Source organism: Exiguobacterium aurantiacum (assembly GCF_024362205.1).
Lineage (GTDB): Bacteria > Bacillota > Bacilli > Exiguobacteriales > Exiguobacteriaceae > Exiguobacterium > Exiguobacterium aurantiacum_B.
This window is the reverse complement of sequence record NZ_CP101462.1, coordinates 2,470,830-2,494,350: the sequence shown is the minus strand read 5'-3', so window position 1 is coordinate 2,494,350 and position 23,521 is coordinate 2,470,830. Positions and strand designations below refer to the sequence as shown.

Annotated in this window: 24 protein-coding genes and 1 tRNA gene; 15 read left to right on the top strand and 10 right to left on the bottom strand. The window is 51.9% G+C overall.

Annotated features, from left to right (window positions below):
* Positions 1-161: 161 nt before the first annotated feature.
* Positions 162-1,565, top strand: a complete 1,404-nt coding sequence (locus NMQ00_RS12945; protein WP_255177004.1) for a basic amino acid/polyamine antiporter — start codon at positions 162-164, stop codon at positions 1,563-1,565.
* Positions 1,566-1,604: 39 nt separating this feature from the next.
* On the opposite strand, the gene NMQ00_RS12940 is transcribed toward NMQ00_RS12945, so the two are convergent.
* On the bottom strand, positions 1,605-3,647 hold the full coding sequence (locus NMQ00_RS12940) for a bifunctional diguanylate cyclase/phosphodiesterase (protein WP_255177003.1): 2,043 nt from the start codon (positions 3,645-3,647) through the stop codon (positions 1,605-1,607).
* A 157-nt stretch (positions 3,648-3,804) separates the two neighbouring features.
* Between NMQ00_RS12940 and NMQ00_RS12935 the strand changes: the two genes are divergently transcribed.
* From NMQ00_RS12935 to NMQ00_RS12925, 3 genes are all read left to right on the top strand, one after another.
* Positions 3,805-5,007, top strand: a complete 1,203-nt coding sequence (locus NMQ00_RS12935; protein WP_255177002.1) for an ornithine--oxo-acid transaminase — start codon at positions 3,805-3,807, stop codon at positions 5,005-5,007.
* Positions 5,008-5,092: 85 nt separating this feature from the next.
* Positions 5,093-5,497, top strand: coding sequence for a fluoride efflux transporter CrcB (gene crcB / locus NMQ00_RS12930; protein WP_255177001.1), 405 nt, complete (start codon positions 5,093-5,095; stop codon positions 5,495-5,497).
* On the top strand, positions 5,497-5,841 hold the full coding sequence (locus tag NMQ00_RS12925; RefSeq protein ID WP_255177000.1) for a fluoride efflux transporter FluC: 345 nt from the start codon (positions 5,497-5,499) through the stop codon (positions 5,839-5,841). Before crcB ends, NMQ00_RS12925 begins: the two co-directional genes overlap by 1 nt.
* 34 nt (positions 5,842-5,875) lie before the next feature.
* Here the strand turns inward: NMQ00_RS12925 and yhfH are convergent, their stop codons facing one another.
* Positions 5,876-6,034, bottom strand: a complete 159-nt coding sequence (gene yhfH, locus NMQ00_RS12920) for a protein YhfH (RefSeq protein WP_021065246.1) — start codon at positions 6,032-6,034, stop codon at positions 5,876-5,878.
* Positions 6,035-6,180: 146 nt separating this feature from the next.
* Between yhfH and NMQ00_RS12915 the strand changes: the two genes are divergently transcribed.
* Together NMQ00_RS12915 and NMQ00_RS12910 are read left to right on the top strand one after the other, a co-directional pair.
* On the top strand, positions 6,181-6,555 hold the full coding sequence (locus NMQ00_RS12915) for an ArsR/SmtB family transcription factor (protein WP_255176999.1): 375 nt from the start codon (positions 6,181-6,183) through the stop codon (positions 6,553-6,555).
* A gap of 107 nt (positions 6,556-6,662) precedes the next feature.
* Positions 6,663-8,696 (top strand): heavy metal translocating P-type ATPase, encoded by a 2,034-nt coding sequence (locus NMQ00_RS12910; protein ID WP_255176998.1) that lies wholly within the window; start codon positions 6,663-6,665, stop codon positions 8,694-8,696.
* A 38-nt stretch (positions 8,697-8,734) separates the two neighbouring features.
* Here the strand turns inward: NMQ00_RS12910 and NMQ00_RS12905 are convergent, their stop codons facing one another.
* A complete protein-coding gene (locus NMQ00_RS12905) occupies positions 8,735-9,361 on the bottom strand; it encodes a hypothetical protein (RefSeq protein WP_255178723.1) in 627 nt (208 codons plus the stop codon).
* A 159-nt stretch (positions 9,362-9,520) separates the two neighbouring features.
* Between NMQ00_RS12905 and NMQ00_RS12900 the strand changes: the two genes are divergently transcribed.
* Together NMQ00_RS12900 and NMQ00_RS12895 are read left to right on the top strand one after the other, a co-directional pair.
* Positions 9,521-9,985, top strand: coding sequence for a hypothetical protein (locus NMQ00_RS12900; RefSeq protein ID WP_255176997.1), 465 nt, complete (start codon positions 9,521-9,523; stop codon positions 9,983-9,985).
* Entirely contained in the window at positions 9,936-11,591 is a 1,656-nt protein-coding gene (locus tag NMQ00_RS12895; RefSeq protein WP_255176996.1) for an alpha-amylase family protein, read from the top strand. Before NMQ00_RS12900 ends, NMQ00_RS12895 begins: the two co-directional genes overlap by 50 nt.
* A 40-nt stretch (positions 11,592-11,631) precedes the next feature.
* Here the strand turns inward: NMQ00_RS12895 and NMQ00_RS12890 are convergent, their stop codons facing one another.
* The 3 genes from NMQ00_RS12890 to NMQ00_RS12880 all read right to left on the bottom strand — a co-directional run bounded on the left by NMQ00_RS12890 (position 11,632) and on the right by NMQ00_RS12880 (position 15,697).
* A complete protein-coding gene (locus NMQ00_RS12890; RefSeq protein WP_255176995.1) occupies positions 11,632-14,235 on the bottom strand; it encodes a putative bifunctional diguanylate cyclase/phosphodiesterase in 2,604 nt (867 codons plus the stop codon).
* A 100-nt stretch (positions 14,236-14,335) separates the two neighbouring features.
* Positions 14,336-15,202 (bottom strand): YitT family protein, encoded by an 867-nt coding sequence (locus NMQ00_RS12885; RefSeq protein WP_255176994.1) that lies wholly within the window; start codon positions 15,200-15,202, stop codon positions 14,336-14,338.
* Positions 15,203-15,289: 87 nt separating this feature from the next.
* Entirely contained in the window at positions 15,290-15,697 is a 408-nt protein-coding gene (locus NMQ00_RS12880; protein ID WP_255176993.1) for a YkvA family protein, read from the bottom strand.
* Positions 15,698-15,810: 113 nt separating this feature from the next.
* On the opposite strand from NMQ00_RS12880, the gene NMQ00_RS12875 reads away from it, so the two are divergent.
* A complete protein-coding gene (locus NMQ00_RS12875) occupies positions 15,811-17,049 on the top strand; it encodes an aminopeptidase (protein WP_214756694.1) in 1,239 nt (412 codons plus the stop codon).
* Positions 17,050-17,090: 41 nt separating this feature from the next.
* Here the strand turns inward: NMQ00_RS12875 and NMQ00_RS12870 are convergent, their stop codons facing one another.
* On the bottom strand, positions 17,091-17,873 hold the full coding sequence (locus NMQ00_RS12870; RefSeq protein WP_255176992.1) for an alpha/beta hydrolase: 783 nt from the start codon (positions 17,871-17,873) through the stop codon (positions 17,091-17,093).
* A 127-nt stretch (positions 17,874-18,000) separates the two neighbouring features.
* Here NMQ00_RS12870 and NMQ00_RS12865 point away from each other — a divergent pair, with 127 nt between their 5' ends.
* The 6 genes from NMQ00_RS12865 to NMQ00_RS12840 all read left to right on the top strand — a co-directional run bounded on the left by NMQ00_RS12865 (position 18,001) and on the right by NMQ00_RS12840 (position 20,879).
* Positions 18,001-18,579: a TetR/AcrR family transcriptional regulator gene (locus NMQ00_RS12865; RefSeq protein WP_255176991.1), complete on the top strand. Its 579-nt coding sequence runs from the start codon at positions 18,001-18,003 to the stop codon at positions 18,577-18,579.
* 11 nt (positions 18,580-18,590) lie between these two features.
* Positions 18,591-18,920, top strand: a complete 330-nt coding sequence (locus NMQ00_RS12860; protein ID WP_255178722.1) for a DMT family transporter — start codon at positions 18,591-18,593, stop codon at positions 18,918-18,920.
* Positions 18,917-19,231: a DMT family transporter gene (locus NMQ00_RS12855; RefSeq protein WP_128124136.1), complete on the top strand. Its 315-nt coding sequence runs from the start codon at positions 18,917-18,919 to the stop codon at positions 19,229-19,231. The genes NMQ00_RS12860 and NMQ00_RS12855 overlap by 4 nt, the downstream gene beginning before the upstream one ends.
* Before the next feature lie 67 nt (positions 19,232-19,298).
* Positions 19,299-19,856: a GNAT family N-acetyltransferase gene (locus tag NMQ00_RS12850; RefSeq protein ID WP_255176990.1), complete on the top strand. Its 558-nt coding sequence runs from the start codon at positions 19,299-19,301 to the stop codon at positions 19,854-19,856.
* Positions 19,857-19,942: 86 nt separating this feature from the next.
* A tRNA-Val gene (locus tag NMQ00_RS12845) sits at positions 19,943-20,015 on the top strand.
* A gap of 159 nt (positions 20,016-20,174) precedes the next feature.
* Positions 20,175-20,879 carry a DUF554 domain-containing protein gene (locus tag NMQ00_RS12840; protein ID WP_255176989.1) on the top strand — a complete coding sequence of 235 codons (705 nt, stop codon included), beginning with the start codon at positions 20,175-20,177 and terminating at the stop codon, positions 20,877-20,879.
* Between the two features lie 46 nt (positions 20,880-20,925).
* Here NMQ00_RS12840 and NMQ00_RS12835 read toward each other — a convergent pair whose 3' ends face one another.
* The 3 genes from NMQ00_RS12835 to NMQ00_RS12825 are packed head-to-tail and all read right to left on the bottom strand — an operon-like array spanning position 20,926 to position 23,348.
* Positions 20,926-21,123 (bottom strand): FeoB-associated Cys-rich membrane protein, encoded by a 198-nt coding sequence (locus tag NMQ00_RS12835; RefSeq protein ID WP_255176988.1) that lies wholly within the window; start codon positions 21,121-21,123, stop codon positions 20,926-20,928.
* Between the two features lie 15 nt (positions 21,124-21,138).
* Positions 21,139-23,115 carry a ferrous iron transport protein B gene (gene feoB, locus NMQ00_RS12830; RefSeq protein ID WP_255176987.1) on the bottom strand — a complete coding sequence of 659 codons (1,977 nt, stop codon included), beginning with the start codon at positions 23,113-23,115 and terminating at the stop codon, positions 21,139-21,141.
* Complete coding sequence (locus NMQ00_RS12825; RefSeq protein ID WP_255176986.1) at positions 23,112-23,348, bottom strand: FeoA family protein; 237 nt, start codon at positions 23,346-23,348, stop codon at positions 23,112-23,114. Before NMQ00_RS12825 ends, feoB begins: the two co-directional genes overlap by 4 nt.
* Positions 23,349-23,521 lie beyond the last annotated feature (173 nt).

The window sequence follows — 23,521 nt, the reverse complement described above, 5'->3', positions numbered from 1 at the left end:
AATGCGCAATAAAATTTTTTAAATTATTCGAAAATATAAACATTAGTGAAATACCTATCTAAACGCCTTTGGTTTCAGTAGAATAAGGAAATCGTCGAATGATTATACATTATTGATGAATAGTTATTCGTCAGACGTCAACTTGCTTTGGAGGGTTTTGAATGAAGTCACAGTCAGCCGGAATCGGCTTTTTTGGGCTCGCTGCCATGGTCGTCGGAACGATGATCGGCGGAGGCGCATTTAATTTACCGGGAGCGATGGCACAAGGTGCAGGGGTCGGTTCGGTCTTGATCGGATGGACGATTACCGGCATCGGGATGGTCATGCTCGCGTTCGTGTTTCAATTTTTAGCCAATACGCGTCCTGAACTTGAAGGTGGGATTTATGCCTACGCGAAAGAAGGCTTCGGCAAATTTGTCGGATTCAATAGCGGATGGGGCTACTGGATGTCGGCGTGGATCGGGACAGTGGCGAACATCACGTTAATCTTCAGCACACTCAGCTACTTCTTTCCGATATTTTCGTCAGAACATCGGACGTTCCGCTTACTCATGAGTGCAGTCGTCATTTGGGGGCTGTTTTGGATTATCTCGCGCGGGATGAGAGAAGCGGCGCTGTTGAATATTGTCACGACGATCGCCAAGCTCGTCCCAATCTTTTTATTTATTGTCCTCATCTTATTTGCGTTTCGAATCGATACGTTCCAAATCGACTTTTGGGGTCAATCCGGATTCAGCTGGTCACAAGTATTCCCGCAAGTGAAGTCGACGATGCTCGTCACGCTTTGGGCGTTCGTCGGGATTGAAGGGGCAGTCGTCTTGTCATCACGCGCCCGCCATAAACGGGACGTCGGTCGTGCGACAGTGATCGGACTTGTCGGGACGCTCGTCATTTACATGATGATCTCGATCTTGTCGTTCGGGGTGATGACGCAAGAACAACTCGCGTCGCTCTCGGAACCGTCGATGGCGTACGTGCTCGAGGCCGTCGTCGGGCCGGTCGGTGCGACCATCATCAATATCGGACTCCTCGTCTCGCTCTCAGGTGCGTTGCTCGGGTGGACGATTCTCGCGACAGAGATTTCATATGTTGCCAGTCGCGACGGCGTGTTCCCGAAAGTGTTCAATCGGCTTAATCGAAATGAGACGCCGGTGAGCGCCTTGTTTATCACGCAAGTCTTCACGCAACTCGTCACCATCATCGCCTTGTTCTCCGAACAGACATATTTGGTGCTGTCGAGCATCGCCGGGATCGCGGCGCTCGTCCCGTATTTGTTTTCCGCCTTGTTCGGCTGGAAAGAGGCACGACGCACAGGGGCGCGCTCGATGCTCGTCATGTCGGGCATCGCGACCGTTTACGCAGGTTGGCTCCTCTACGCGTCAGGGGTCGAATATATGCTCATCGCCATGATCCTATACGCGCCGGGCGTGTTCGTCTTCATGCTGGCCGAACGCGAACAGGGCCGGCCGTTCCTGAGCCGCCTGCAATATATGATTGCGGTCGTCATCCTGTTGGCAGCAACGTACGGTGTCTATGGACTATGGACAGCGACCATCAGCCTTTAAAAAAAAATCATCGGATGTCTCTCGACATCCGATGATTTTTTATTGTCGTTCGCCCGTCAACAAACGCACGACTTCGATTGGAGGCATCGGTTTGGCGTACAAGAACCCTTGGAACGAGTCACAGTCGGTTTGCCTCAAGTGGTCGAGCATCTCCTGGTCCTCGACGCCTTCGGCCACGACGTGCAAGTGCAAGCTCTTCCCAAGATGGACGATGACATCGAGCAAGTGTGACCTCGACGCGAGCCAGTCGTCTAAAAAGACTTTATCGATTTTCAGTTCGTCGACCGGGAACGACTTCAAATATTGTAGCGACGAGAAGCCGGTCCCGAAGTCGTCAATCGATAGGCGATAGTCGAGCCGTTTGATTTGGTTCATCCGGGCAATGATTTCATCGGTCTGTTGCATGACGAGACTTTCCGTAATCTCGAGAATGATGTCGGACGGGTTTAGATTGAGTTGTTGCTTGATGTTTCGGAGCGTATTGATGAAGCTATCGCTCCGGAATTGGTTCGGTGAGATGTTGACAGCCATCGACAGTGGATAATCGACGAGTCGTTGCCATGCTTTCAACTGTTTGGCCGCTTCGAGGATGACCCAGTTGTTGATCGGGACAATGAGTGCCATCTCCTCGGCGAGCGGGATGAACTCCGACGGCGGGATTTGACCGAGTTCATCGTGATGCCAACGGAGAAGCGCCTCAAACCCGATGAGCGTGTCAGTTTTCAACTCATACTTTGGTTGATATTCTAAATAGAAGTGTTTTTCTTCGAGCGCTTGATAAAGCGCTTTTTCGATATGGATTTGACGTGAGAACGCGTCGTCCATATCTTTCGTGACGAACTGGATCGTCCCGACACCAATCCGTTTTCCTTTGAACAAGGCGCTCTCGGCGCGCGTATACAGTTCATCTAAGGAAGACGTGGCCGACGGATAGAAGACGCAACCGATGGAAATCGACACCATGATCGAATGATGGTAGATCCGGAACGGGCGTTGCAATTCATGTTGCAGTTGGCGCAACAACTGAAACACTTCCTCTTTCGACTCTTCAAAGAACAGCAGACCGAACAAACCGCCCGACGGATGGAACATGACGCTCGTCTCGGGCATGAACTGTTTGGCCCGGTCCTTGATTTGGATGAGCAGTTCGTTGCCGACACGGGAGCCGAACGATTCGTTGATGATTTTGAAGCGATCGATGTCGAACAAAGCGACATGAACCAAACCGTCTGTTTGATCGGCATCCGTCAATACGTGGGCATATTGACGAAGCCATCCTTTCTTGTTTAAGAGCCCGGTCAAATCGTTATGGTAAGCGAGATAGTTGACCTCTTGTTCGAGTCTTTTTTTATCTGAGACATCAAATCCGAAGGCGGTATATTGCACGACTTCGCCCTCTTCGCTCAAGATTGGGACGACCGTCAAATTGAGCCAGCACGTGTTCGCAGCATGCCGTTCCGAGCGGATGGGCATCTCGCCGTTCCAAATGCGGTCAGTCGTAAGCGCTTGAAGCACGTCCTCGGCGATCGGGTCATTCTCGAACGACGGATGGATGAGCTCGAACCAACTACGACCGATAAATTGATGATCGGGTGCCCCAATCAACCCGCATAACAGCGGGTTGATTTCGGTGATTTCCCCGTACGCGTTCGCAGCCAAGTAATAAGTCGACTGCTCGATCATCGCTTGAAAGTGGTGAAGCAGATTGAACTGTTCCGTACTGATGAGCGGACTAAACTCTTTCGGTAAAAAGGCTAAAAAATAGCCGGTGTAATCATTGATGGAAAAAGACTGCAAATAGGCGGTCGCATAGACGACCGAACCGTTTTTATGTGTGAACGGCGTCATCGCCGTCGTCGAGAACGGATATTGAAGGAGCAGTGGCGACCACGTCTCGAGCGTGTGCTCTAAGTGCTGGACGACCGGGAGCGGCTGGTTAAGGACCTCGTCCCGTTCCCATCCGAAGAGCGTTTCCGCATGTTCGTTCCAAAGAAGGACGTTGCCGTCGAGGTTGATGTAACAGCATGGGACAGATAAAGCATCGATGAACTCGTCAATCGGCAAATCGCGCAATGAAGCCACAGCATTTCCTCCAATCTACATCAAATGAATCGTACTCTACGTTCAGTGTACCTTATTTTCCCAACCCGAGGAATGGGCAAGTTGGTCGTTGTCAAAAGAAAGACGGTCATCATATACTGAAGGTGTAAGATAGTTTTTTTGATAAGGGGGAAATCAAATGTCAAAGACACAAGAAGTGATTGAATTGACAGAGAAGTTCGGGGCGCACAACTATCATCCACTTCCAATCGTCATCTCGGAAGCGAAGGGGATCTGGGTGACGGACCCAGAAGGGAACCGCTACATGGATATGTTAAGCGCGTATTCGGCGGTCAACCAAGGGCATTGCCATCCAAAAATCATCCAAGCGCTGAAGGATCAGGCGGATAAAATCACGTTGACGTCACGTGCATTTTACAATGATCAGCTCGGTCGTTTTTACAAAAAAGTGGTAGCGCTTACAAACAAACAGATGGTGTTACCGATGAACACGGGAGCAGAAGCGGTCGAGACGGCAGTCAAAGCGTCGCGTCGCTGGGCTTATGAAGTGAAACAAATTCCAGGCCAGGCGGAGATCATCGTCTGTTCGGGCAACTTCCACGGACGGACGATGGCAGCTGTATCGATGTCAACGGAAGCGGAATACCAACGCGGATTTGGCCCGTTACTGCCAGGGTTTAAGGTCGTTCCATACGGGGACATCGATGCGTTCGAGTCCGCCATCACGAAAAATACGGCCGCGTTCATCGTCGAGCCGATTCAAGGCGAGGCCGGAATCATCATTCCGCCGGCCGGTTACTTGAAACGTGCCAGCGAGCTGTGCCAGCAGCATAATGTGTTATTTGTGGCCGATGAGATTCAATCGGGCCTCGGCCGCTCGGGCAAATGGTTCGCCATCGAATGGGAAGAGGTAGAGCCGGATATGTATATTCTCGGTAAAGCGCTCGGGGGTGGCGTGTTCCCAGTATCGTGTGTCGCGGCCAACGAAAACGTCTTGAGCGTATTCAATCCAGGGTCACATGGGTCGACGTTCGGCGGGAACCCGCTCGCGGCAGCTGTCTCGATCGCGTCGCTCGAAGTGTTAGAAGAAGAGCAGTTGCCACAGCGTTCACTTGAGCTCGGAACATACTTCATGGACCGGTTGAAGTCGATTGACAATCCGCTCATCAAAGATGTACGTGGACGAGGTCTGTTCATCGGGATTGAATTGACAGAAGCGGCCCGACCTTATTGTGAGGCGCTCAAAGAGCGCGGGCTGCTCTGCAAAGAGACGCACGAGACGGTAATTCGCTTGGCTCCACCACTCGTCATCACAAAAGAGGAGCTCGATGAGGCGTTCGAGGCCATCTCGGCCGTGTTCGCACCAGCAGCTATTTCGTAACGTCACGCAATTTGTTATAATTTAAGAAGCAATCCGACACCTGCCTTCTCTGCTCGGCAGGTGTTTTCGTTAGGGAGGAAAGGATATGCTTTATGTTTATGTCGGATTGGCCGGTGCGCTTGGAGCACTGGTTCGTTATGAAATCGGCGTTGGGATCCATAATTTCTATGGGGGGAGTTTCCCGTTTCCAACGCTTGCGGTCAATTTGATTGGCAGTTTTTTACTTGGATGGCTGACACACTTCCTATTTCGAACAGAGCGATTCTCACCGACTGTCGTCACGGCACTCGGTACAGGATTCATCGGTTCGTTCACAACGTTCTCGACATTTAGCGTCGAAACAATTGTTATGATTGAAACAGGCAATCTGATGGGAGCACTCTTTTATGTGACATTAAGCATCTTCCTTGGCTTGTTTAGTTCGTGGATGGGATACAAGTTGGGCAACAGGCGCTTCCGTCGGTTCACAAGCAGAGAGGGGGAATCATGATGGACCTCATTGTGGTGATGGTCGGTGCTTTCTTCGGAGCGATGGCCCGTTTCGGCATCGGGCAGCTTGTCAAAAAGTGGTCGACATCTGTTTTTCCGTGGGCCACGCTCTTTGTTAACGTATCAGGTTCTTTCTTGCTCGGCTATTTAGTCAACATGACGGTCGATTACAAAATTGTGCTCGGACTCGGTGTCGGCTTTCTTGGCTCGTTCACGACGTTCTCGACGTTCAAGCTCGAAGTGATGCGGTTCGTCGCCAAAGACTGGATTCGCTTCGGGATGTACTTGCTGGCGACCTACGTGCTCGGTCTGGTTGCGGCTTATCTCGGTTATCATCTGGCATGACAAATCCCTCGGAACACGTTTCCGAGGGATTGTTTTATTCACTAAGCTGGAGTTTTTCAGCACAAGATGGGCACGTGTTCTCGTAAGACTCGCACTGCTCATCCATTTGTTTCCCGCACTCTTGACACGTCTTGTCTGGTAACTTCCGATAAAACTCGACGGAAGATTCAAGTCGGCTTGCCCATTCATTCATTGTAACTGCCCCCTTTATTTAAGTAACGTAGCTGTTAAGTTGGTTCCATTGTATTATAACAGTATTAATAAAGTCAATAATAATATATAACAGATTTATAAAAGAGAATTTGCTAAAATGAAAGTATAAAAAATGAGGTGAGATGGATGAAAGTACCCCAATGCGAAACGATTGCCATTCAAAACGAAGATGTCGCGGTATTACAACAAGCGTTGACCGACCTTGATGCGACACGGGTCAGTCGATTATTCAAAGCTTTCGCCGACCCGACCCGGCTCAAAGTGCTATACGTGCTCACGCTCGAAGCGGAGCTATGCGTCTGTGACGTGGCGGCCGTGATCGGACATTCGAACGCCACAGCTTCGCATCACTTACGGACGTTGCTCGAGCAAGGGCTCGTCAAATATCGCAAAGATGGAAAAGTCGTCTATTACTCACTAGACGATGACCACGTCCGGCTCCTCGTCGAAATCGCGATGGCCCACAGTGCCGAACAAATTGATGCGCAACCTGATGCGTGACGAGAGCCAACTGGAATTCTAGTCGGCTCTTTTTTACGGTTGTAATTGTTCGCTGACAACGTTACGATATATTCAAATGAACGTTTGAATGTAAAGGGGCGAAATTTATGAAGCGTGATGTATTGCCTGTCGAGGGGATCACATGTACGAACTGTGCCGCCAAAATCGAGAAAAGCGTGACGGGAGAGGACAGCGTCGCAACCTGTCAGATTGATTTTGCAACAAGTCGAATGATTATTGAATGGAATGATTCGAAGGATCACGCGGAGGCGCTCCGTTCCATCGAAGCGACGATGGGCCGAATTGAACCAGGGGCACACTTCGTCAAAGACGAGACGGAAGTACCGATGTCGAGTCGCTTGCTATGGCGGTTTGGAGTGGCGTTCGTACTCTTGCTCGCCGGTCTGTATACCGATTCGCTTGTCGTATACGTTATCGCTTACGCGGTCGCGGGCTATGACGTCGTCTATGCCGCCTTTCGTAACATATGGCACCGAGAATGGTTTGATGAAAAATTTTTAATGACGATTGCGACGGTCGGCGCGATTGCGATTAGGGAGTATCCGGAAGCGGTGGCCGTCATGCTGTTCTACCAGCTCGGTGAATACTTCCAGGCACGGGCCGTCCATGCCTCACGTCGGTCGATTCAATCGTTGTTGAACATGAAGCCGACGATTGCGCGCGTGTTCGAGGACGGACGGGAAGTAGAGAAACGTCCTGAAGAGGTAGTGGTTGGTAGCATCATCATCGTTCGAGCTGGCGAACAGGTCCCGATGGACGGCCATGTGCTACGCGGCTCGAGCTCATTGGATACGGCGTCGCTGACAGGCGAGTCGCTACCGCGTCCGATTGGTCCCGAGGAAGACGTCCTTGCGGGTATGGTCAACCTTGACGGGCGGCTCGAAGTACGAGTCGAACGCCCGGCCGCTGAATCGAGTCTGCAAAAAATGATCGCCCTTGTCGAGCAAGCGAGCATGAACAAGGCGAAAACAGAACAGATGATCACACGGTTGGCGAAGGTGTACACACCGGTCGTCGTCGTTCTCGCGGCGGTCGTCGCTTTTGTGCCGCCGCTGTTTGTCGGGAATCTCGAGGAATGGGTATACCGGGCCTTGATATTCCTCGTCATCAGTTGTCCGTGTGCCTTGGTGATCTCGATTCCGCTCGGTTATTTCGGTGGAATCGGAGCAGGTTCACGGCGGGGCATCCTAGTGAAGGGCGGCGAGTATTTAGATGTGCTCGCCGAAGTCGATACGGTCGTGTTCGACAAGACCGGCACGCTCACGACCGGCCGCTTTGAAGTGACCGATGTCGCGACGAACGGAGAGTTGACGATAGACGAGCTGCTCCGCTTAGCCGCCCGTGTTGAGATGGCGTCGACGCATCCGCTCGCGAAAGCAATCGTCGAGCATGCGGGTCCGGTCCTACCATTCACGATGATTAAAGAAGAACCGGGATACGGATTGATGGCGATAGATGGGGAAGATCGCATTTACGTCGGCAGTGCCCGCTATGTTCAAAAATTGGGTTATCCGATTCCAGCGGAGACATCGGGGACGATCGTCCATATCGTCAAAAATGACCGCTGGCTCGGACGAATCGAGTTGAGAGACCAAGTGAAGCCAGATGCAAAAGACACGATTCAAGCTTTGAAACGCTATGGGTATCAGACGGTCATGTTGACCGGGGACCGGCAAAAAGTCGCGGTAGCCGTCGGTTCAGCGATTGGGATTGATGAAGTAAGGAGTGAGCTACTGCCGCATCAAAAAGTCGCAGAAATCGAGAGATTGGCTGAAACCGGAAAGGTCGCCTTTGTTGGTGACGGGCTGAATGATGCGGCAGCGCTCGCACGGGCCGATGTCGGACTCGTGATGGGTGGCGTCGGGAGTGATGCCGCCGTCACGGCAGCCGACCTCGTGCTCATGAATGACGCTCCGCGAGACGTCGTGGAAGCGATTGAACTAAGCAGGCGGACGCGACGGATCGTTTGGCAAAACATCACGTTCGCGTTCGGGATGAAGGCGCTCTTCCTCTTGCTCGGTCTGTTTGGACTCGCTTCGATGTGGGAGGCCGTGTTTGCCGACGTCGGGGTTGCTTTGCTCGCCATCGGGAACGCCGCACGTCTCATTCATTCCAAATAAAAAGACCTCACCATGGAAAATGAGGTCGAGGGATCGTCTCATTGGAGACGGTCTTTTTTTCGTGTTTTGAAGATGAGGAATGACAAAACAAGCAATGTGGCGATGAGCAAAATGGCAATCGAAGTGAGGGCTTGAATCAACGTATCGATTTGATTCTCGGTCGCGACGAGTTGTTTGCGGATGTCTTCATACTGCATTTTCTTCAAGGCGCGCAAGTCCTCGAGAATCGTTTGACGTTGGTCGGTCATCGTCTCGGCGAGCTCGGTCGCGGCCTCGATGTCGCCGCGTTCGTAAAAAACGAGCACTTGGGTGGCGCCTTGCTCCCATATCCCATCACGGTAAAGTAAATCGATTAGCGAGCTCGGTGTGCGTGGATCGTTCGTGATTGACGTCTTCAACTCTTCAGCTTGCTGGGACATACTGTAATACGACTCTAAAAAACGTCGATCCTTATAGGCGAGCAACCCGCGAATAGCGTTGGCCCGTTCGATATTAAAATACATGATTTCTTCGATGGCATCATAGGAATCGAGGCGTTGACTATGGATCGCCTCGAGTTGATGTCTCGTCTCGCGAAGTTGAAACGCGAAACCACCGAGGATGAGAGCGGATAAAAGTGATAACAAGATCAGTAAGGTCAGCCATTTCTGTTGGGACACGGTCATCCCTCCTTCTATACAATCGTACATGATTTACCGATTTTGTCGCAAAATATTTTTTTGGAAAAGGAAAATATCGGGTAAAGGTATAAATATATAGTAAAGCGTTTCTTGTTATCGTTTACAATGAAGCGAGGAACGATTTCATTCATAAGGAGAATACACATGCCAGAGAACTCATCGTTACACAAGTTGCACCAGGTCTTGAAAGAAAAACGAACGAACATGCAATACGAAATTCCGACCTTGTGGAACCGCCTGCAATTCCCTTCAGAGCCGGTTCGAGATGGTGTCGAACGGGTCAATCCTTACGATTTTTTAATCGAGACGATTGAAAAATCGATTCTCCCGCATGCGGTCGACGGACGAGATTACCATCAATCGGTCGCTCAAGCGGACGGATACCTTCAAACGGGTGGCGATTGGATCAAACGCGCCTCGGTCTACTCGATGCAAGTCCGGACCTCGACATCATGGGACCATGACGGGTCAGGTTATGTCGAGATGGAGAACTCGGTTGGGATGAAGGATACGGGAACGTTCGTCAAAACGCTCGCGGCTGATCCCGCACCTGTTATACATGGGAATCGATACGTTGTTCTTATTGCCGATCTCGCAACACAGTCATAAAAATAAAAAAGGCGAGTTTGGTTCTCCTTATGCCGTGCAAGACTTTTTCGGAATCGATAAAGAATTGAAAGAGACGTTGACCGGAGACGGCTTGACGGTCGAAGAAGAGTTCGCAGCGTTCGTCGAGGCATGTCATATGGTCGGGATTCGTGTCGTCATCGATGTCATCCCGCGCACATGTGCCCGTGACAACCGGCTCATTTTAGAAAATCCCGAATGGTTTTATTGGATTCCGGTGACGGAACTCGATTACTATCATCCACCGCACGTGCCGGGCATTGGAGAGAACGTAAAACCAGAGCACGCCTTTTTACCGATGATTTATGGGTCGGAAGACGTGTGGGCGCATTTGCGTCGCTTCTCGATGGCACCAAACCTCGTCGATGCGGACAAGTGGGAGACGGTGAAGGCGTACTTGCTCGAGCATCCGCAAGAGAATTTGCTCGCCGTCATCGAGCGCGAGTTCGGCTTGACGACTGCTCCAGCTTTCTCGGATTGTATCAATGACCCGCAACCGCCATGGTCGGACGTGACGTATTTCCGTCTCTTCCTCGATCACCCGACAGCGGCGGCACCTTATGTCAGTGAGGCGAACTTGGCACCGTACATCCTGTTCGATTCAATCAAGTCGAATCAATTCCGAGGCGATCAAATCAACGAACCGCTATGGGCGATGCTCGCCGATATCATTCCGCACTACCAGCGCGAATATGGAATCGATGGGGCCCGCATCGACATGGGTCATGCCTTGCCGGTCGATTTGGCGCAACGAATCCTTCAACAGCCACGCGCACTTGACGCCAACTTCAGCTTCATCGCCGAAGAGTTGATCGAGATTGGGGCGTGGGCGGCGAAAGAAGCCGGCTACAACATGATTATCGGCTACGGGTTCTATAAAGAGCCTCGCTTTGATACACATGAGACGCACCAATTCATTTATGATTCACGCTTCTTGCCGTTGCCGGTATTCGCTGCCGGGGAGACGGCCGATACGCGCCGCCTGGCGACTCGGGACGGGGGACGCCAAGCGAGTCGCTTGCTCACTGTGTTGAACGGGTTCGTGCCGAACGGTGTCCCGATGACGAACTCTGGGCTCGAACTGTATGAGACACAACCGATGAACACGGGGCTCGACTGCCGACCGGAAGAGGCGTATCAACTGTTCCCGACCAATCCTTATTTTGGGAAACTCGCCTTCTTCGACGCGTACCAGTTCCACTGGGATCATCCGGAACGGAACGAGATGATTGAACTCATGCATCAAGTGGCCGAAGTGCGTCGTCGTTGGTTGGATGTGCTCGTCAATCCGAGTCATTTCGAACCACTCGCGATGCAACAGATGGATGCGCCGTTCATCGGGCTCGCCTGGTTGCGTCCGGACACGAACGAGACGCTCCTCGTCGTCGCCAACACGAGTATGCATCATTCACTGCAGGGGAAAGTCCCGCTCGACGGAGTGCGCCGCCGTAACTGGAACGCGAGCCGTTTCGCCGAGATGGTCTATTCGCCGACTTCATGGCCGTATGCCGAGCACTCGTTCGATGAAAATTGGGATCTCTGGGTCGACTTAAAACCAGGTGAAGTCAAAATTTATGAGATGAAATGACAGAATGCCTCGAACCGGTACCCGGTTCGAGGCATTTTCGTTACATCGTTTGTTTCATATAATAGATGACAAACTCATCGAGCGGCATCGGCTTCGCATAGCGATACCCTTGCATCGAGTCACAGCCAATCTTTCGCAAAAAGTTCTCTTGATACTCCGTTTCGACCCCTTCGGCGACGAGCGCCATCCCGAGTTGCCTTGCCATCGCGACGATGGTCGCGGTGACGGTCTGGTATTCACGATTCTCTTCGAGTTGCATCGTGAACTCGCGCGGAATCTTCAACTCGTCAATCGGATAACGGACGAGATAGGCGAGCGAGCTGTAACCCGTCCCGAAGTCATCGATCGACAGTTTGATGCCGAGCGCCTTGAGTTCGAGGATTCGGGTCAACACACGGTCAGAATGGTGGGCGGCGACGGTCTCGGTCAACTCGAAGTTGAGTCGGCTCGGTTCAATCGGGAAGCGCTCAAACAAAGTCGTCAAATACTCGATTAAATGTTCATCGAACAGTTGACGGACGGATAGGTTGACCGACAATTTTGGTAAATGGATGTCGCCTTGCTCGAAGGCATACATCAATTGGAACGTCTCATGAATCATCCAGCGACCGAGATCGTGGATGTGGCCCGTCTCTTCAGCAATCGGGATGAATTGGCTCGGCGGGATGAAGACGCCGTCACGTTGCCAGCGCATGAGTGCCTCGGCCCCGATGATGGCTTTCGTCGAGGCATCGACTTGAGGTTGGAGGTAAAGCGAGATCTCGCCTTTTTCAAGGGCGGTGTCGAGCCCTTCCATCAACAGCTTACGCTCTTCCTTATCCGTACGTAGCTCTGGTGCGAACAGGACGGTCTCGTTGCGTCCTTTGTCTTTCGCTTTATACATCGCCAGGTCTGCGTTGGAGAGCAGATGTTTGAGCGTTGACCCGTGATCGGGATAGCGGACAATCCCAATCGACGCATGGATCTCGACGAGGGTCCCGCCCATAAAGTAAGGTGGGCGATAGACGAAGCGTCGCAACCGTTCGACGAGCATCTCGTCGTCCTCGTGTTCAGCGACGACGATGAACTCGTCACCGCCGAGGCGTCCCGCATACTCGTTCGGTAATAAGGCGCCCCGCAGTCGTTTGCCGATATGTTGCAACAACTCGTCACCCATATGATGGCCGAACTGGTCATTGATTTCTTTAAAACCGTCAAGGTCTGAGAACATAAGCGAGAACGGTCGCCCTTCGGCGATGAGCCGTTCGATCTGTTCTTGCAGCGCATAACGGTTGTGTAGCCCGGTCAGGCTGTCGTGGTTCGCCTGATAGTAGATTTGTTCTTGTTGGACGATCATTTGAGTGATGTCTTTGACAATCGCATAAATGCCTTCGACTTCACCGTCGATGATCATCGGGATGTTCATCAACTGCCATACCCGTTTCGACCCGTCCTCGGTGACGACATCGACGTCGAGCGTGCGCGGACGACCGTTCTTTAAATCATGCAGCACCGTCGCGTAGGCGGACCGGTCTTTTTGTTCGATGATATCTAATATGTTGGAGCCGATGAGCGTTTCTGTGTCATGACCGAGTACCGAGCTCCCGGCCTCGTTCACAGACAACACTTCGCCGTGAAGATCGAACAAGAAAATCGGTTCGGCATGGTAGGCGAATAGCGATCGATACTGTTGCTCCCGGATTTCAAGTTCATGCGCTTTCGTTGTCACTGCGACTTCGAGGTCGGTATTGACGGTATGTAAGCGGTGGCTGATCAAGGCGTTTTGCTTGGCGACGACGAACTGACGAATGAGTAGCAATAAGACGGCGTTCGCCGTCATCGAGTCGAGCACGGATGTACCGAGCAACCGGTCGGAGGCGAGCATGAACAGCATGACGATCGTGCTATAGACGACGTAATCGAATACGGAATCATAGACGAGGGCGTCCTCGGTCGATTCGTCAAACACGTAACTGATGGAAATGATGAAAATACTGCTCACTTGAAGCAAGTGCACCAGCTCATGGCCGATGCCGTTGAAGATGAGCAACTGGTTCACGATCGAAGCGGTCGTGAATCCGAGAACGCCGATCAATAAGAGCACGCGGAAGCTCTGACCGGCCGAAGTGATTCGATTCAAATAGAGAAAGCCGAGCATCATGTACAGGCTGATCAACACCATCTGCTCTTCAAATCCGTTCAAGTTGGCGGCATAACTTCCGTTCTCGCTCGAATAAATGAACAGATGCAGAGCGCCAATCAACAGAAAACTGAGCAAGGCGAAGATATCAAACGTTCGCAGTTTCAATGTCCGAATCTCAATCGACTGGGTGATGACGATCAAAGACATAATCAAATAAAAGAAGTTTTGAATAAATGGCATAAGCTCGATTCCGGTCGACATGACGAAGTGATGACCGACCAAATAGGCGATGAAACAAACATTGCCGGCGCTAATCAGTGAATGGATGTACCGGCGCATTCCGCGATTCCGCACGACGGCGGTAATGCTGAAGGCGGTCGCTGTGAGCGTGACCACCGTGAAATAGACGAATAAACTCGTCTCCCTCAAGTCATAAGGGGTGAACAGGATCAATAAAAGGCCGAGAAAAAAGGTCCCGACGAGCAAAGCGGGGACTGTTTGGCGCAACGAGTGGTTAGACAACTCATGCACCTCCTTCTGTATATGTCTAAGAGGCTCATCACTATTATCGGATTGTGGATGCATTTATTACACAAAAAAATCGACAGCAGCTTGCTGTCGATTAAAGCGTATAGGAATGTTCCTTGAAGTTACCGACGACTGAATCGATTTCCGAGACGGTGACGAACGCTTCCGAATCAATCTCGGAGACGATTTGACGCAGTTTCGGAATCTCGTTGTTCTGTACGACGACATACAACATCTTCTTCGAATCGTTCGAGTAACCGCCGATCGCGTCCATGATTGTGACGCCGCGTTTCAAATTCTGCTTGATGACGAGGTTGATCTCATCGGCTTTTTTACAGATGATGAAGCACTGTTTTTGCGCCGAGAAGAAGCGGTGGATCGTCAACAGCGTCCGCGACCGGACGAAACTGAGCACGAGCGCGTACATGACGGCCTTAATGTCGAACGTGATGAACACGAGAATGTAGACGATGATATCTTGCGTCAAAAAGATTTTCGGGAGTGATAAGTTTCGATTGTTCGTGTAAATGACTTTCCCGAGAATATCGAGTCCGCCGGTAGAAGCGCCTGCGAACAACAGCAGGGCGAGCCCGAGCCCGGAGACGATTCCACTGAACACCGAGGCGACGAGCGGATCGTCGAGCGGGGTCGGCGGGATAAGCACGGGCAGCGTGTCGATCAAGATGGATGACAAGACGACGACAAGGCCGGTCATGAGGATGAACCGTTTTCCGAGATATTTAATCCCGACGATGAAGAGCGGGATATTCAACACGAGTTGTGTGAATCCGATTGGCGTGTTGAACAATTCATTGACGATCAATGTGATCCCGACGATGCCCCCGGACCCAATCTCGTTTGGTTTGAGCAGTAGACCGACAAAGATCGATTGTAAGATCGTTCCGGCGATGATGAACAAAGTCGTCTCGACGGCGATCCGTTTTCTAGTTTTTGCGTACATAAATAATGGCTAGGCGCCATACGCCCCCTTTGACATAAACTCACTCAAGCGTACTCCGACGATAGCGGAATTTCAAGCGCCGAACGATTACAATTCGTTGTGAAAGCGGTCGATATCGCTTGCGAGTTGCTCGTGTACGTAATCGATGACTTGAGCGTCGTCGAACAAGCCGAGCGGTGCGTCGTCCGGAATCGCATCAAATGGCGATACAAAGTAGAGAACGGCCGCAACGAGAGCGTCTTGTTTATTTGGTTGCATCTCGAACTGGTCGTTATAGACGGCCCGCAACATGTTGAGCAACTGTTTCATTTGGAAATAGAGCGTCAATTCTTCTTCCCGTTCGATATTGCTTATCTCGCTCGAGGCGACGTCGACCGTTACTTTCGCTAAAGCGAGTTCGCCTTGGACCAAGAGATCACCCAATTTTTCTTTATCGTTATAGTCCTCGGTCGCGCTCGTCAAAAAGTGTGTGTACGTTGTTTTCCAATCTGACATGTATATTCCTCCTTCTGTCTTCATCTACTAATATGCCCGTTTTTGCGATTTGGTTGCAACTTTTCCGAAAATTTAAGAAAATAGAAATAAGTGAAAAAGGAGGAACTGTACATATGTCTACTGTAACCATGCCGACCGAGGCAGAATTCGCACGCTATGCTGAGCTTGCCGTCAAAAAAGGCGTCAACATTCAGCCGGGCCAACAGCTCGAAGTCCGAGCTGATATTAGCCAAGCACCGCTCGTCCGTCAAATCGTGAAAGCAGCTTACGCGGCTGGCGCGAAACAAGTGTATGTCAACTGGAGCGACGAAGAGACGACGAAAGTCCGTTACTTCAACGCCCCGGCAGATGCCTTTAAAGAATATCCAGAATGGCTCAAGGCTCGCTTTGAGCAATTGGCCGAAGAGAAGACGGCCTTCCTGTCAATCGTCAGCGACGACCCGGACGCACTGAACGGCGTCGAGTCATCACGAATCGCGGACTCGAACCGTGCTGCCGGCGTGGCGCTCGCGAAATGGCGTAAGTACGTCATGAGCGACAACGTGAGCTGGTCAATCGTGGCTGGCGCTTCGGAAGCATGGGCGAAGAAAGTATTCCCAGACCGTGAAGACGCCGTACCGGCTCTTTGGAAAGCGATTTTTGAAGCGACGCGCATGGACCAACCGGATGTCGTCGCGGCGTGGGATACGCATGACACATCGCTCCGTGAACGCGCTACGTTACTCACGAACAAGAAATATGCGAAGCTCCACTACAAGGCACCGGGCACGGAATTGACGATCGGCTTGCCGAAAAAGCACGTCTTCCTTGGCGGCGGCGGACCGAACATCGACGGTGTCGATTTCATCGCCAACATGCCGACCGAAGAAGTGTTCACGCTCGCCGATAAAGACTCGGTCGAAGGACACGTGTCGAGCACGAAACCACTCAGCTATAGCGGCAACTTGATTGATGGGTTCACGCTCTGGTTCGAAGGCGGGAAAGTCGTGAAGGCGGAAGCGAAGCAAGGCCAACAGGCGCTCGATGAGCTATTGAACCTCGATGAAGGAGCGCGTCGCATCGGTGAGGTCGCGCTCGTGCCGGACGATTCGCCAATCTCGAACTCGGGTCTTCTCTTCTACAACACGTTGTTCGATGAGAACGCATCGTGCCATTTGGCGCTCGGACGCGCGTACTCGACATGTCTCGAAGGCGGACCGCAAATGTCGGCCGAAGAGCTCGCTGAGAACGGCGCGAACGACTCGATGACACACGTCGACTTCATGATCGGCTCGGCCGAAATGAACATCGACGGCGAACTCGAAGACGGTTCACGCGAAGCCATCATGCGTGACGGCAATTGGGTCATTTAATCAAGCAAGAGACGAATTCCTTCGTGGAATTCGTCTCTTTTTTATGTCAATTCATAGAGGAAGGCGAGGGCGTTCGGTAGCCGTCGCCGCCACGCGATCTCATTATGGACGGCACCGGACTCGACCTCATAGCGGAAGGCGATTCCTGTTCGTGCGACCGTCTCGACGAGTTTCGCGTTCGTATATAAGTAATCATCGGGCGTGATCGGTCCGCTCGTCTCGTTCGTCCCGATGTCCATATAGAGGCGGGCCGTCACATTGGCCTGCTGCACTTCCCGGATGAGCGAGTCGAGATTGGCCCATGCGGCCGTCGAGAGCGAGCCGACGCGCCGGATGGACGGATAGGCCGTCATCATATAGAGCGAGATGACACCGCCCATCGAGCTGCCCATCACGCCGATGTCGTCCGGGTCGGTCACATAGCGCGCATCAATCCACGGCTTCAACTCTTGCATGAGCCAGTCGGCGTAAGCCCGACCTCTGCCCCCGAGGGTGGGGCGCGTCTTGGCGAGTTCTGGGCCGATCCGTCGATACAGCATCTCATCTTCGTAAAACGAATACTCATCGTAGCGGTCGAGCCAGTCTGGGGCACTCGCGATGGCGACGACCATGAGCGGCAATTGCAAGTCCTCGATGTGGCGATCAATCGACCAGCCTTCTCCGATCGTGGCCGTCTTGCCGTCGAACACGTTTTGACCGTCGTGCATATAGAGGACCGGGATCTTTTCGTCAGCCGACACGAAGTCGGGACGAAAGACGCGGACGATTCGTTTCCGACCGCGCATTGATTCGGTCGGTAACGTGAAACTGAACTGTTCGAACATGAAAAAAAGCTCCTTTCAAGATCAACTGATTTTAGTGTGCCGTCTCAATGCATGGAATGCAATCCCCACACTTGACTACCTACCGTTCGTTAGGTAAAGTAGTGAGGACGAAAGGGGACGATGACGGATGAATACGAAACAACGAATCGAGCTGGCGGCGCGGCGGCGCTTTGCGCTTGAAGGATATGAAGGACTATCATTAGCGGCACTCGCCGAGGATGTAGGCATCAAAAAAGCGTCGCTATATGCCCATATCGAAGGGAAAGAACAACTGTTTAAACAAGTCGTTGAGGACATGGCAGAGCGTTATGATCGCGTCTGGCGAGAAGCGCGGGACGCCACTGTGAACGCGGCGCCGCTCGAACGGATTGAGGCGATTGTCGAGACGTTGATTCGCTTCTTTGAAGAAGAGGAGACGTGGATGCTGACGAAGCGGATGTTGCTCGTCCCGCCGCCTGAACTGCGTTCGTTCATCGAGACGACGCTCGGGACGGTCGAAACGGATCTGCAGGCGTTCGAGAAAGAACAGTTTCGATTGGCGATGGAGCAAGGGGCGTTACCAGAACAATCGCTCGAGGACGTGTATGACGCGTACTATTGTTTTCTCGATGGCGCGTTGCTCTCGCTCTTCACGCTCGAGACGAATCGCGTCAAGCGGCAACAGGCCGCATTTACAGTTTATAAGAAAGGAGTCGGTTGGATATGAGACAAGATCAAATGGCCTGGGGTTGGCTCGTGCTCGCCGGGCTGCTCGAAATCGTTTGGGCGACGACGATGAAGCTGTCGAACGGTTTCACAGTGCTCGGCCCGAGTGCAATCACCATTCTATTATTGGTCGTTAGTTTTGGATTGTTGGCGATGTCGTTCCGGACATTACCGGCCGGGACCGGGTATGCGGTGTTCACCGGGATTGGGGCTGTCGGGACGGTCATCGTCGGTGCGGTCTTGTTCGAGGAGGCACTGACTGGCATGAAGCTCGTCTTTATCGCGACGCTCCTCATCGGTGTGATTGGATTGAAACAAGTGACGGGAGGGGAGTCGGCATGAGTTGGGTATTTTTGATTGGCGCGGGTCTTGCCGAAATGATGGCCGTCTTTTGGATGGGAAAATCGAAAGGCTATCAAATTTTTAAATGGTCTGCTCTATCCGTTGGAACGTTTGCCTTAAGTTTTTATTTATTGTCGCGCTCCCTCGAGACGCTCCCGCTCGGGCTGGCTTATTCGATTTGGGTTGGGATTGGGGCGGCCGGTGGCGTCGTACTTGGCATGCTCTATTTGAACGAATCGCGAGACCGTTGGAGGATCTTCTTCCTGTTACTCATTATCGGGAGCGTCATCGGACTAAAAGTTGTCGCCTAAACAGGATTGAACCGGAATAAAAACGGGAATTGAATAGTTCAGACTGTGAACGAAAGGGGCGGGGATGATGAGTCATATCAAACTGCAATCCGAACGTCTACGACTTGAACCTTACACGATTGCTGATTTTTATTTCGTGAAATCGCTACTCCAAGATCCGCGCGTGATGCGTTTTATTAGCCCGGATGGAAAGCCATATACGGATGAACAGACGATCGAATGGTTCGAGCGCCAGTTGGCCCGCTATCAGACGGGTCGTCAAACCGGATTGCTCAAATTGATGTCACATGAGAGTGACGAGCCAATTGGTCATGCCGGCACGTTACTTCATGAACTCGATGGCATGATTGAACTTGAAGTCGGATATTGGTTGGCGCCGAAACATTGGCATATGGGATATGGACGGGAGGCGGCGGCACGTCTCATGCGCCACGCGTTTGAAGAAGGAGAGAAAGAGATCATTTCCTTGATTCATCCGGATAACGTCCCGTCGCAGCGGGTCGCAAAAGCGAATGGGCTGCATTGGGACCGGGATACCGAGTATCAAGGTATGCTCGTCTCTGTCTATGCCGGAGATTTAGAGCGGCTGTGCCGCCACATGAAACGCGAAGAAATGACGCGTTAAAAAAAATAAAAAAAGTTTTAAAAAACAGTTGCCAAGGCATTAGTTTCTTGATATATTAATAGTGTCCTTAAGAGAGGACACGACCTGATTCTGTAGCTCAGCTGGGAGAGCGCTACCTTGACAGGGTAGAGGTCGCTGGTTCGAGCCCAGTCAGAATCACTTGGGTGCCAAACCCGATGCGAAACCCATAGGAACGTGGGTTTCCGCGACGCCACTTCTTGCGAGAAGTGGTTTTTTTTTTGTTTTTCTTTCAATTGACAGCTCACATAAACAGTTGGTATATTCCTCTCAATACATACAGAAACGGGGAATCATCCAATGGTCTTAACCGGAACAATCGTCAACGCGGTCTTGATCGTGATTGGCACATTGCTTGGACTCTTGTTTCACCGCATCCCCGAACGCATGAAAGAGACGGTCACTGCAGCCATCGGTCTCGCCGTCGTCTTGCTTGGGATTCAAATGGGGATGAAGAGTGAGAACTTTTTAATCGTCATCGGCAGTCTTGTCATCGGGGCCGCCCTCGGCGAATGGTGGAAGCTCGATGAGAAGTTGAACGAGGTCGGCTATCAGTTGGAACGCCGTCTCGGTGGCAAGAGCAAGTCGAGCATCGCCGAAGGGTTCATTACGGCGACGCTCATCTTCGTCATCGGGGCGATGGCCGTCATCGGCGCGCTCGACAGCGGATTGCGCGGGGATCATGATGTCCTGTACACGAAAGGCTTGATTGACGGCTTCACGGCACTCGTCCTCAGCTCGACGCTCGGCATCGGGGTCATGTTCTCGGCCGTCCCGGTTCTCTTATACCAAGGGGCAATCGCCTTGCTCGCCATCCAAATCATGAAATTCATCCCAGAGTCGCTCATGGATGATTTCATTTTAGAGATGACGGCGACGGGCGGCGTCATGATTGTCGCAATCGGCTTGAACTTGGTCGGGATCACCCGGATTCGCGTTGCAAATTTATTGCCGGGGATTTTGATGGTTGCGGTCATCGTCACGGTGTTACATCTCTTTCAATGAAAAAATGGACGGGCGCAAAAAACGCGCCCGTCCATTTTTGTATAGATTATGACTTTTTTTGATTGGAACGTAACGCTTCGGCGATGAGTTGATCCCAGTCTGCGGCCTCACAGGACGATGTACACGTTGGTTTGAGGTCACAAGTGGCACATTTCCCTGATTTTGCTTTTCGTGTATATCGATAAAGCGCATAAACAGCGTATCCGAAAACGGCGAGGCCAATCAAAAGATCAAATAAAGACATCATATTCCCTCCTTGTCACGAAAATCCAAGCAGACGACCGACTTGGTAGATGAGCAACGATACGACGTACGCCACGCCTAATCCGTAAAGGCTAGCAATCCACGTCAGCTGGGCGCTTCCCACCTCGCGCCGAATGACGGCAACGGTCGCCAGGCACGGAACATAGAGCAAGACGAACGCCATGAAACTATACGCGCTTAACGGGGTGAACACGGGAAGTAATGAAGCGGACAAGTCTGATTCGCTGACCGCATAGATGATCGCCATCGTCGAGACGACGACCTCTTTCGCCAAAAACCCGGTGATGAGCGAAGCGCCTGCTTGCCATGTGCCAAATCCGAGCGGAACCAATAACGTCGCGATCAAACCGCCGATCATGGCGAGAAAGCTCTCGTCCATCGGCACGTCGAACCCATCTGGGCCGGAATAAGCGAGTAACCAAATGAAGACGGAACCTCCCAAGATGAACGTACCAGCTTTTCGGACGAAGCCTTTTGCTTTTTGCCACGTGCTACGCCAAAGCGTCAACCCCTGAGGGACACGGTAAGGAGGCTGTTCGACGATGAAGAGACTATTCCGGTCTTCCGCAGCCAAGAGGAACGTAAAAAGTTTAGCGGCAATCAATGCCAAGATGATTCCGAGCATATAGAGCGAGAGGACGACGAGCGCTTGATTCGAGGTGAAAAAACTGGCGGCAAACACTGCATAAATCGGAAGACGTGCAGAGCAAGACATGAACGGTGAAATGAAAATCGTCACGAGACGTTCCCGCTCTTCCTCGATCGTCCGGGCGGCCATGATGCCCGGGACGTTGCAGCCGAAGCCGATAATCATCGGGATGAAGCTTTTCCCGTTCAGTCCAACGAGTTGCATGAAACGATCCATGACGATGGCGACACGCGCCATATACCCCGAATCTTCCAAAAACGAGATGAAGAAAAAGAGCACAAAAATCTGCGGCACGAAGACGAGGACGCCGCCGACACCGGCAATCACACCTTCGACGATCAACGCCTGGATAAAGGACGAGGTCCCGAGCGTTTGTAACAACCAGCTCGTTCCCGATGTGACGGGACCGGTCAACAACCCATCCAATACATCGGACAGGGGCGCGCCGACCCAGTTGAACGTGATGTGGAACAAGCTATAGAGCACCGCGAAGAAAATCGGTAAACCCCAGATTGGATGTGTGACGACGGCATCGATGCGATCAGTCAGCGTGACGCGCCGGGTATTCCGTTCCTCGACGACGTGCTGACGAACGTCTTTTGTCCACTCGCGTCTTCGTTCCGTGATATGAGCATGAGCGAAGCGACCGAGTTTCATTTCCAACGTCTTTCGAATCGCGAGGACGGTTGGTGCTGAAGACTCAAGTAGCTCGGCAATGACGCGGTTTCCAGCCAAGTATTGGACGGCGACCCAGCGGTCACTGTTGGGACGTCCAGTCACGTCTAAAATCTGTTGAATCGCTCGTTCGGTATCTTGCCCGTAATCAAGGGTGAACGGGTCGCGTGGTTTCGATTGAAGCGAAGACAACAGGACGTCACAACCGGCTCCGGTGCGCGCTGTGATAGGGAAAATATCGACATTCAACCGTTCACGCAACCGTTCTAGGTTGATGGTGATCCCCCGTCCTTCAGCGACATCGACCATGTTCAATCCGATTTGGAGCGGGTGTCCCATCTCGAGCAGTTGGAGCGTCAATTGTAAATTGCGTTCGAATTGTGAGGCGTCGATGATGTTGAACAGCCCATCGAACGGTTCCTGTAACAGGAACCGCGAGACGATCGCTTCGTCAGCCGACAGCGGGTCCAAGTCATAGACGCCTGGCAAGTCGATCAACTGCCCGATGTTGCCATGCAATTGTCCGACTTTCTGTTCGACGGTGACGCCGGCCCAGTTTCCGACGTGGGCGAAAGAACCTGTCAATCGATTGAACAATGACGTTTTTCCGGTATTCGGGTTCCCGATGAGGGCGATTCGTTGACTCACGGGACAATCACCCCGATCTGTTCAGCGTCGCAACGACGAATCGCAATCATTTGTCGATGTTCGATTTGTTCGATAGTGAGCGGCCCAGACAGGATGGCTTGACGCTTGATCCGTATGGAACAGCCTTCATAAAATCCTAAAGCAATCATGCGACGCCGCAAACGATCATCGATTCTCGTCAAATCAGATATGAATACCGGCTGATGCAACGGAATGGCAAGTAATGAACTCATTGAGATCTCTCCATATTCATTAAATGATAATTGTTCTCAATCAGTAGCATACCATGCCCTTTGTCGTTGGAAGTTCCTATAATATGTGGATTTTATGACTTATCACGAAGCTGGAAACGAGACAAAAAACCGCCCGCTAAAAGTCAGAACTTAACGTTCGACTTCTAGCGGGC

Excerpts from the sequence above, each read along its gene's own strand:
- crcB (WP_255177001.1), top strand. The coding sequence starts at position 5,093 with ATGCTTTATGTTTATGTCGGATTGGCCGGTGCGCTTGGAGCACTGGTT.
- NMQ00_RS12905 (WP_255178723.1), bottom strand. The coding sequence starts at position 9,361 with ATGACCGTGTCCCAACAGAAATGGCTGACCTTACTGATCTTGTTATCA.
- NMQ00_RS12915 (WP_255176999.1), top strand. The coding sequence starts at position 6,181 with ATGAAAGTACCCCAATGCGAAACGATTGCCATTCAAAACGAAGATGTC.
- NMQ00_RS12860 (WP_255178722.1), top strand. The coding sequence starts at position 18,591 with ATGGCCTGGGGTTGGCTCGTGCTCGCCGGGCTGCTCGAAATCGTTTGG.
- NMQ00_RS12855 (WP_128124136.1), top strand. The coding sequence starts at position 18,917 with ATGAGTTGGGTATTTTTGATTGGCGCGGGTCTTGCCGAAATGATGGCC.
- NMQ00_RS12880 (WP_255176993.1), bottom strand. The coding sequence starts at position 15,697 with ATGTCAGATTGGAAAACAACGTACACACACTTTTTGACGAGCGCGACC.
- NMQ00_RS12870 (WP_255176992.1), bottom strand. The coding sequence starts at position 17,873 with ATGTTCGAACAGTTCAGTTTCACGTTACCGACCGAATCAATGCGCGGT.
- NMQ00_RS12910 (WP_255176998.1), top strand. The coding sequence starts at position 6,663 with ATGAAGCGTGATGTATTGCCTGTCGAGGGGATCACATGTACGAACTGT.
- NMQ00_RS12835 (WP_255176988.1), bottom strand. The coding sequence starts at position 21,123 with ATGTCTTTATTTGATCTTTTGATTGGCCTCGCCGTTTTCGGATACGCT.
- NMQ00_RS12865 (WP_255176991.1), top strand. The coding sequence starts at position 18,001 with ATGAATACGAAACAACGAATCGAGCTGGCGGCGCGGCGGCGCTTTGCG.
- NMQ00_RS12875 (WP_214756694.1), top strand. The coding sequence starts at position 15,811 with ATGTCTACTGTAACCATGCCGACCGAGGCAGAATTCGCACGCTATGCT.
- NMQ00_RS12935 (WP_255177002.1), top strand. The coding sequence starts at position 3,805 with ATGTCAAAGACACAAGAAGTGATTGAATTGACAGAGAAGTTCGGGGCG.
- NMQ00_RS12885 (WP_255176994.1), bottom strand. The coding sequence starts at position 15,202 with ATGTACGCAAAAACTAGAAAACGGATCGCCGTCGAGACGACTTTGTTC.
- NMQ00_RS12895 (WP_255176996.1), top strand. The coding sequence starts at position 9,936 with ATGGGAATCGATACGTTGTTCTTATTGCCGATCTCGCAACACAGTCAT.
- NMQ00_RS12825 (WP_255176986.1), bottom strand. The coding sequence starts at position 23,348 with ATGAGTTCATTACTTGCCATTCCGTTGCATCAGCCGGTATTCATATCT.
- NMQ00_RS12900 (WP_255176997.1), top strand. The coding sequence starts at position 9,521 with ATGCCAGAGAACTCATCGTTACACAAGTTGCACCAGGTCTTGAAAGAA.
- NMQ00_RS12850 (WP_255176990.1), top strand. The coding sequence starts at position 19,299 with ATGAGTCATATCAAACTGCAATCCGAACGTCTACGACTTGAACCTTAC.
- NMQ00_RS12925 (WP_255177000.1), top strand. The coding sequence starts at position 5,497 with ATGGACCTCATTGTGGTGATGGTCGGTGCTTTCTTCGGAGCGATGGCC.
- NMQ00_RS12945 (WP_255177004.1), top strand. The coding sequence starts at position 162 with ATGAAGTCACAGTCAGCCGGAATCGGCTTTTTTGGGCTCGCTGCCATG.
- NMQ00_RS12840 (WP_255176989.1), top strand. The coding sequence starts at position 20,175 with ATGGTCTTAACCGGAACAATCGTCAACGCGGTCTTGATCGTGATTGGC.
- yhfH (WP_021065246.1), bottom strand. The coding sequence starts at position 6,034 with ATGAATGAATGGGCAAGCCGACTTGAATCTTCCGTCGAGTTTTATCGG.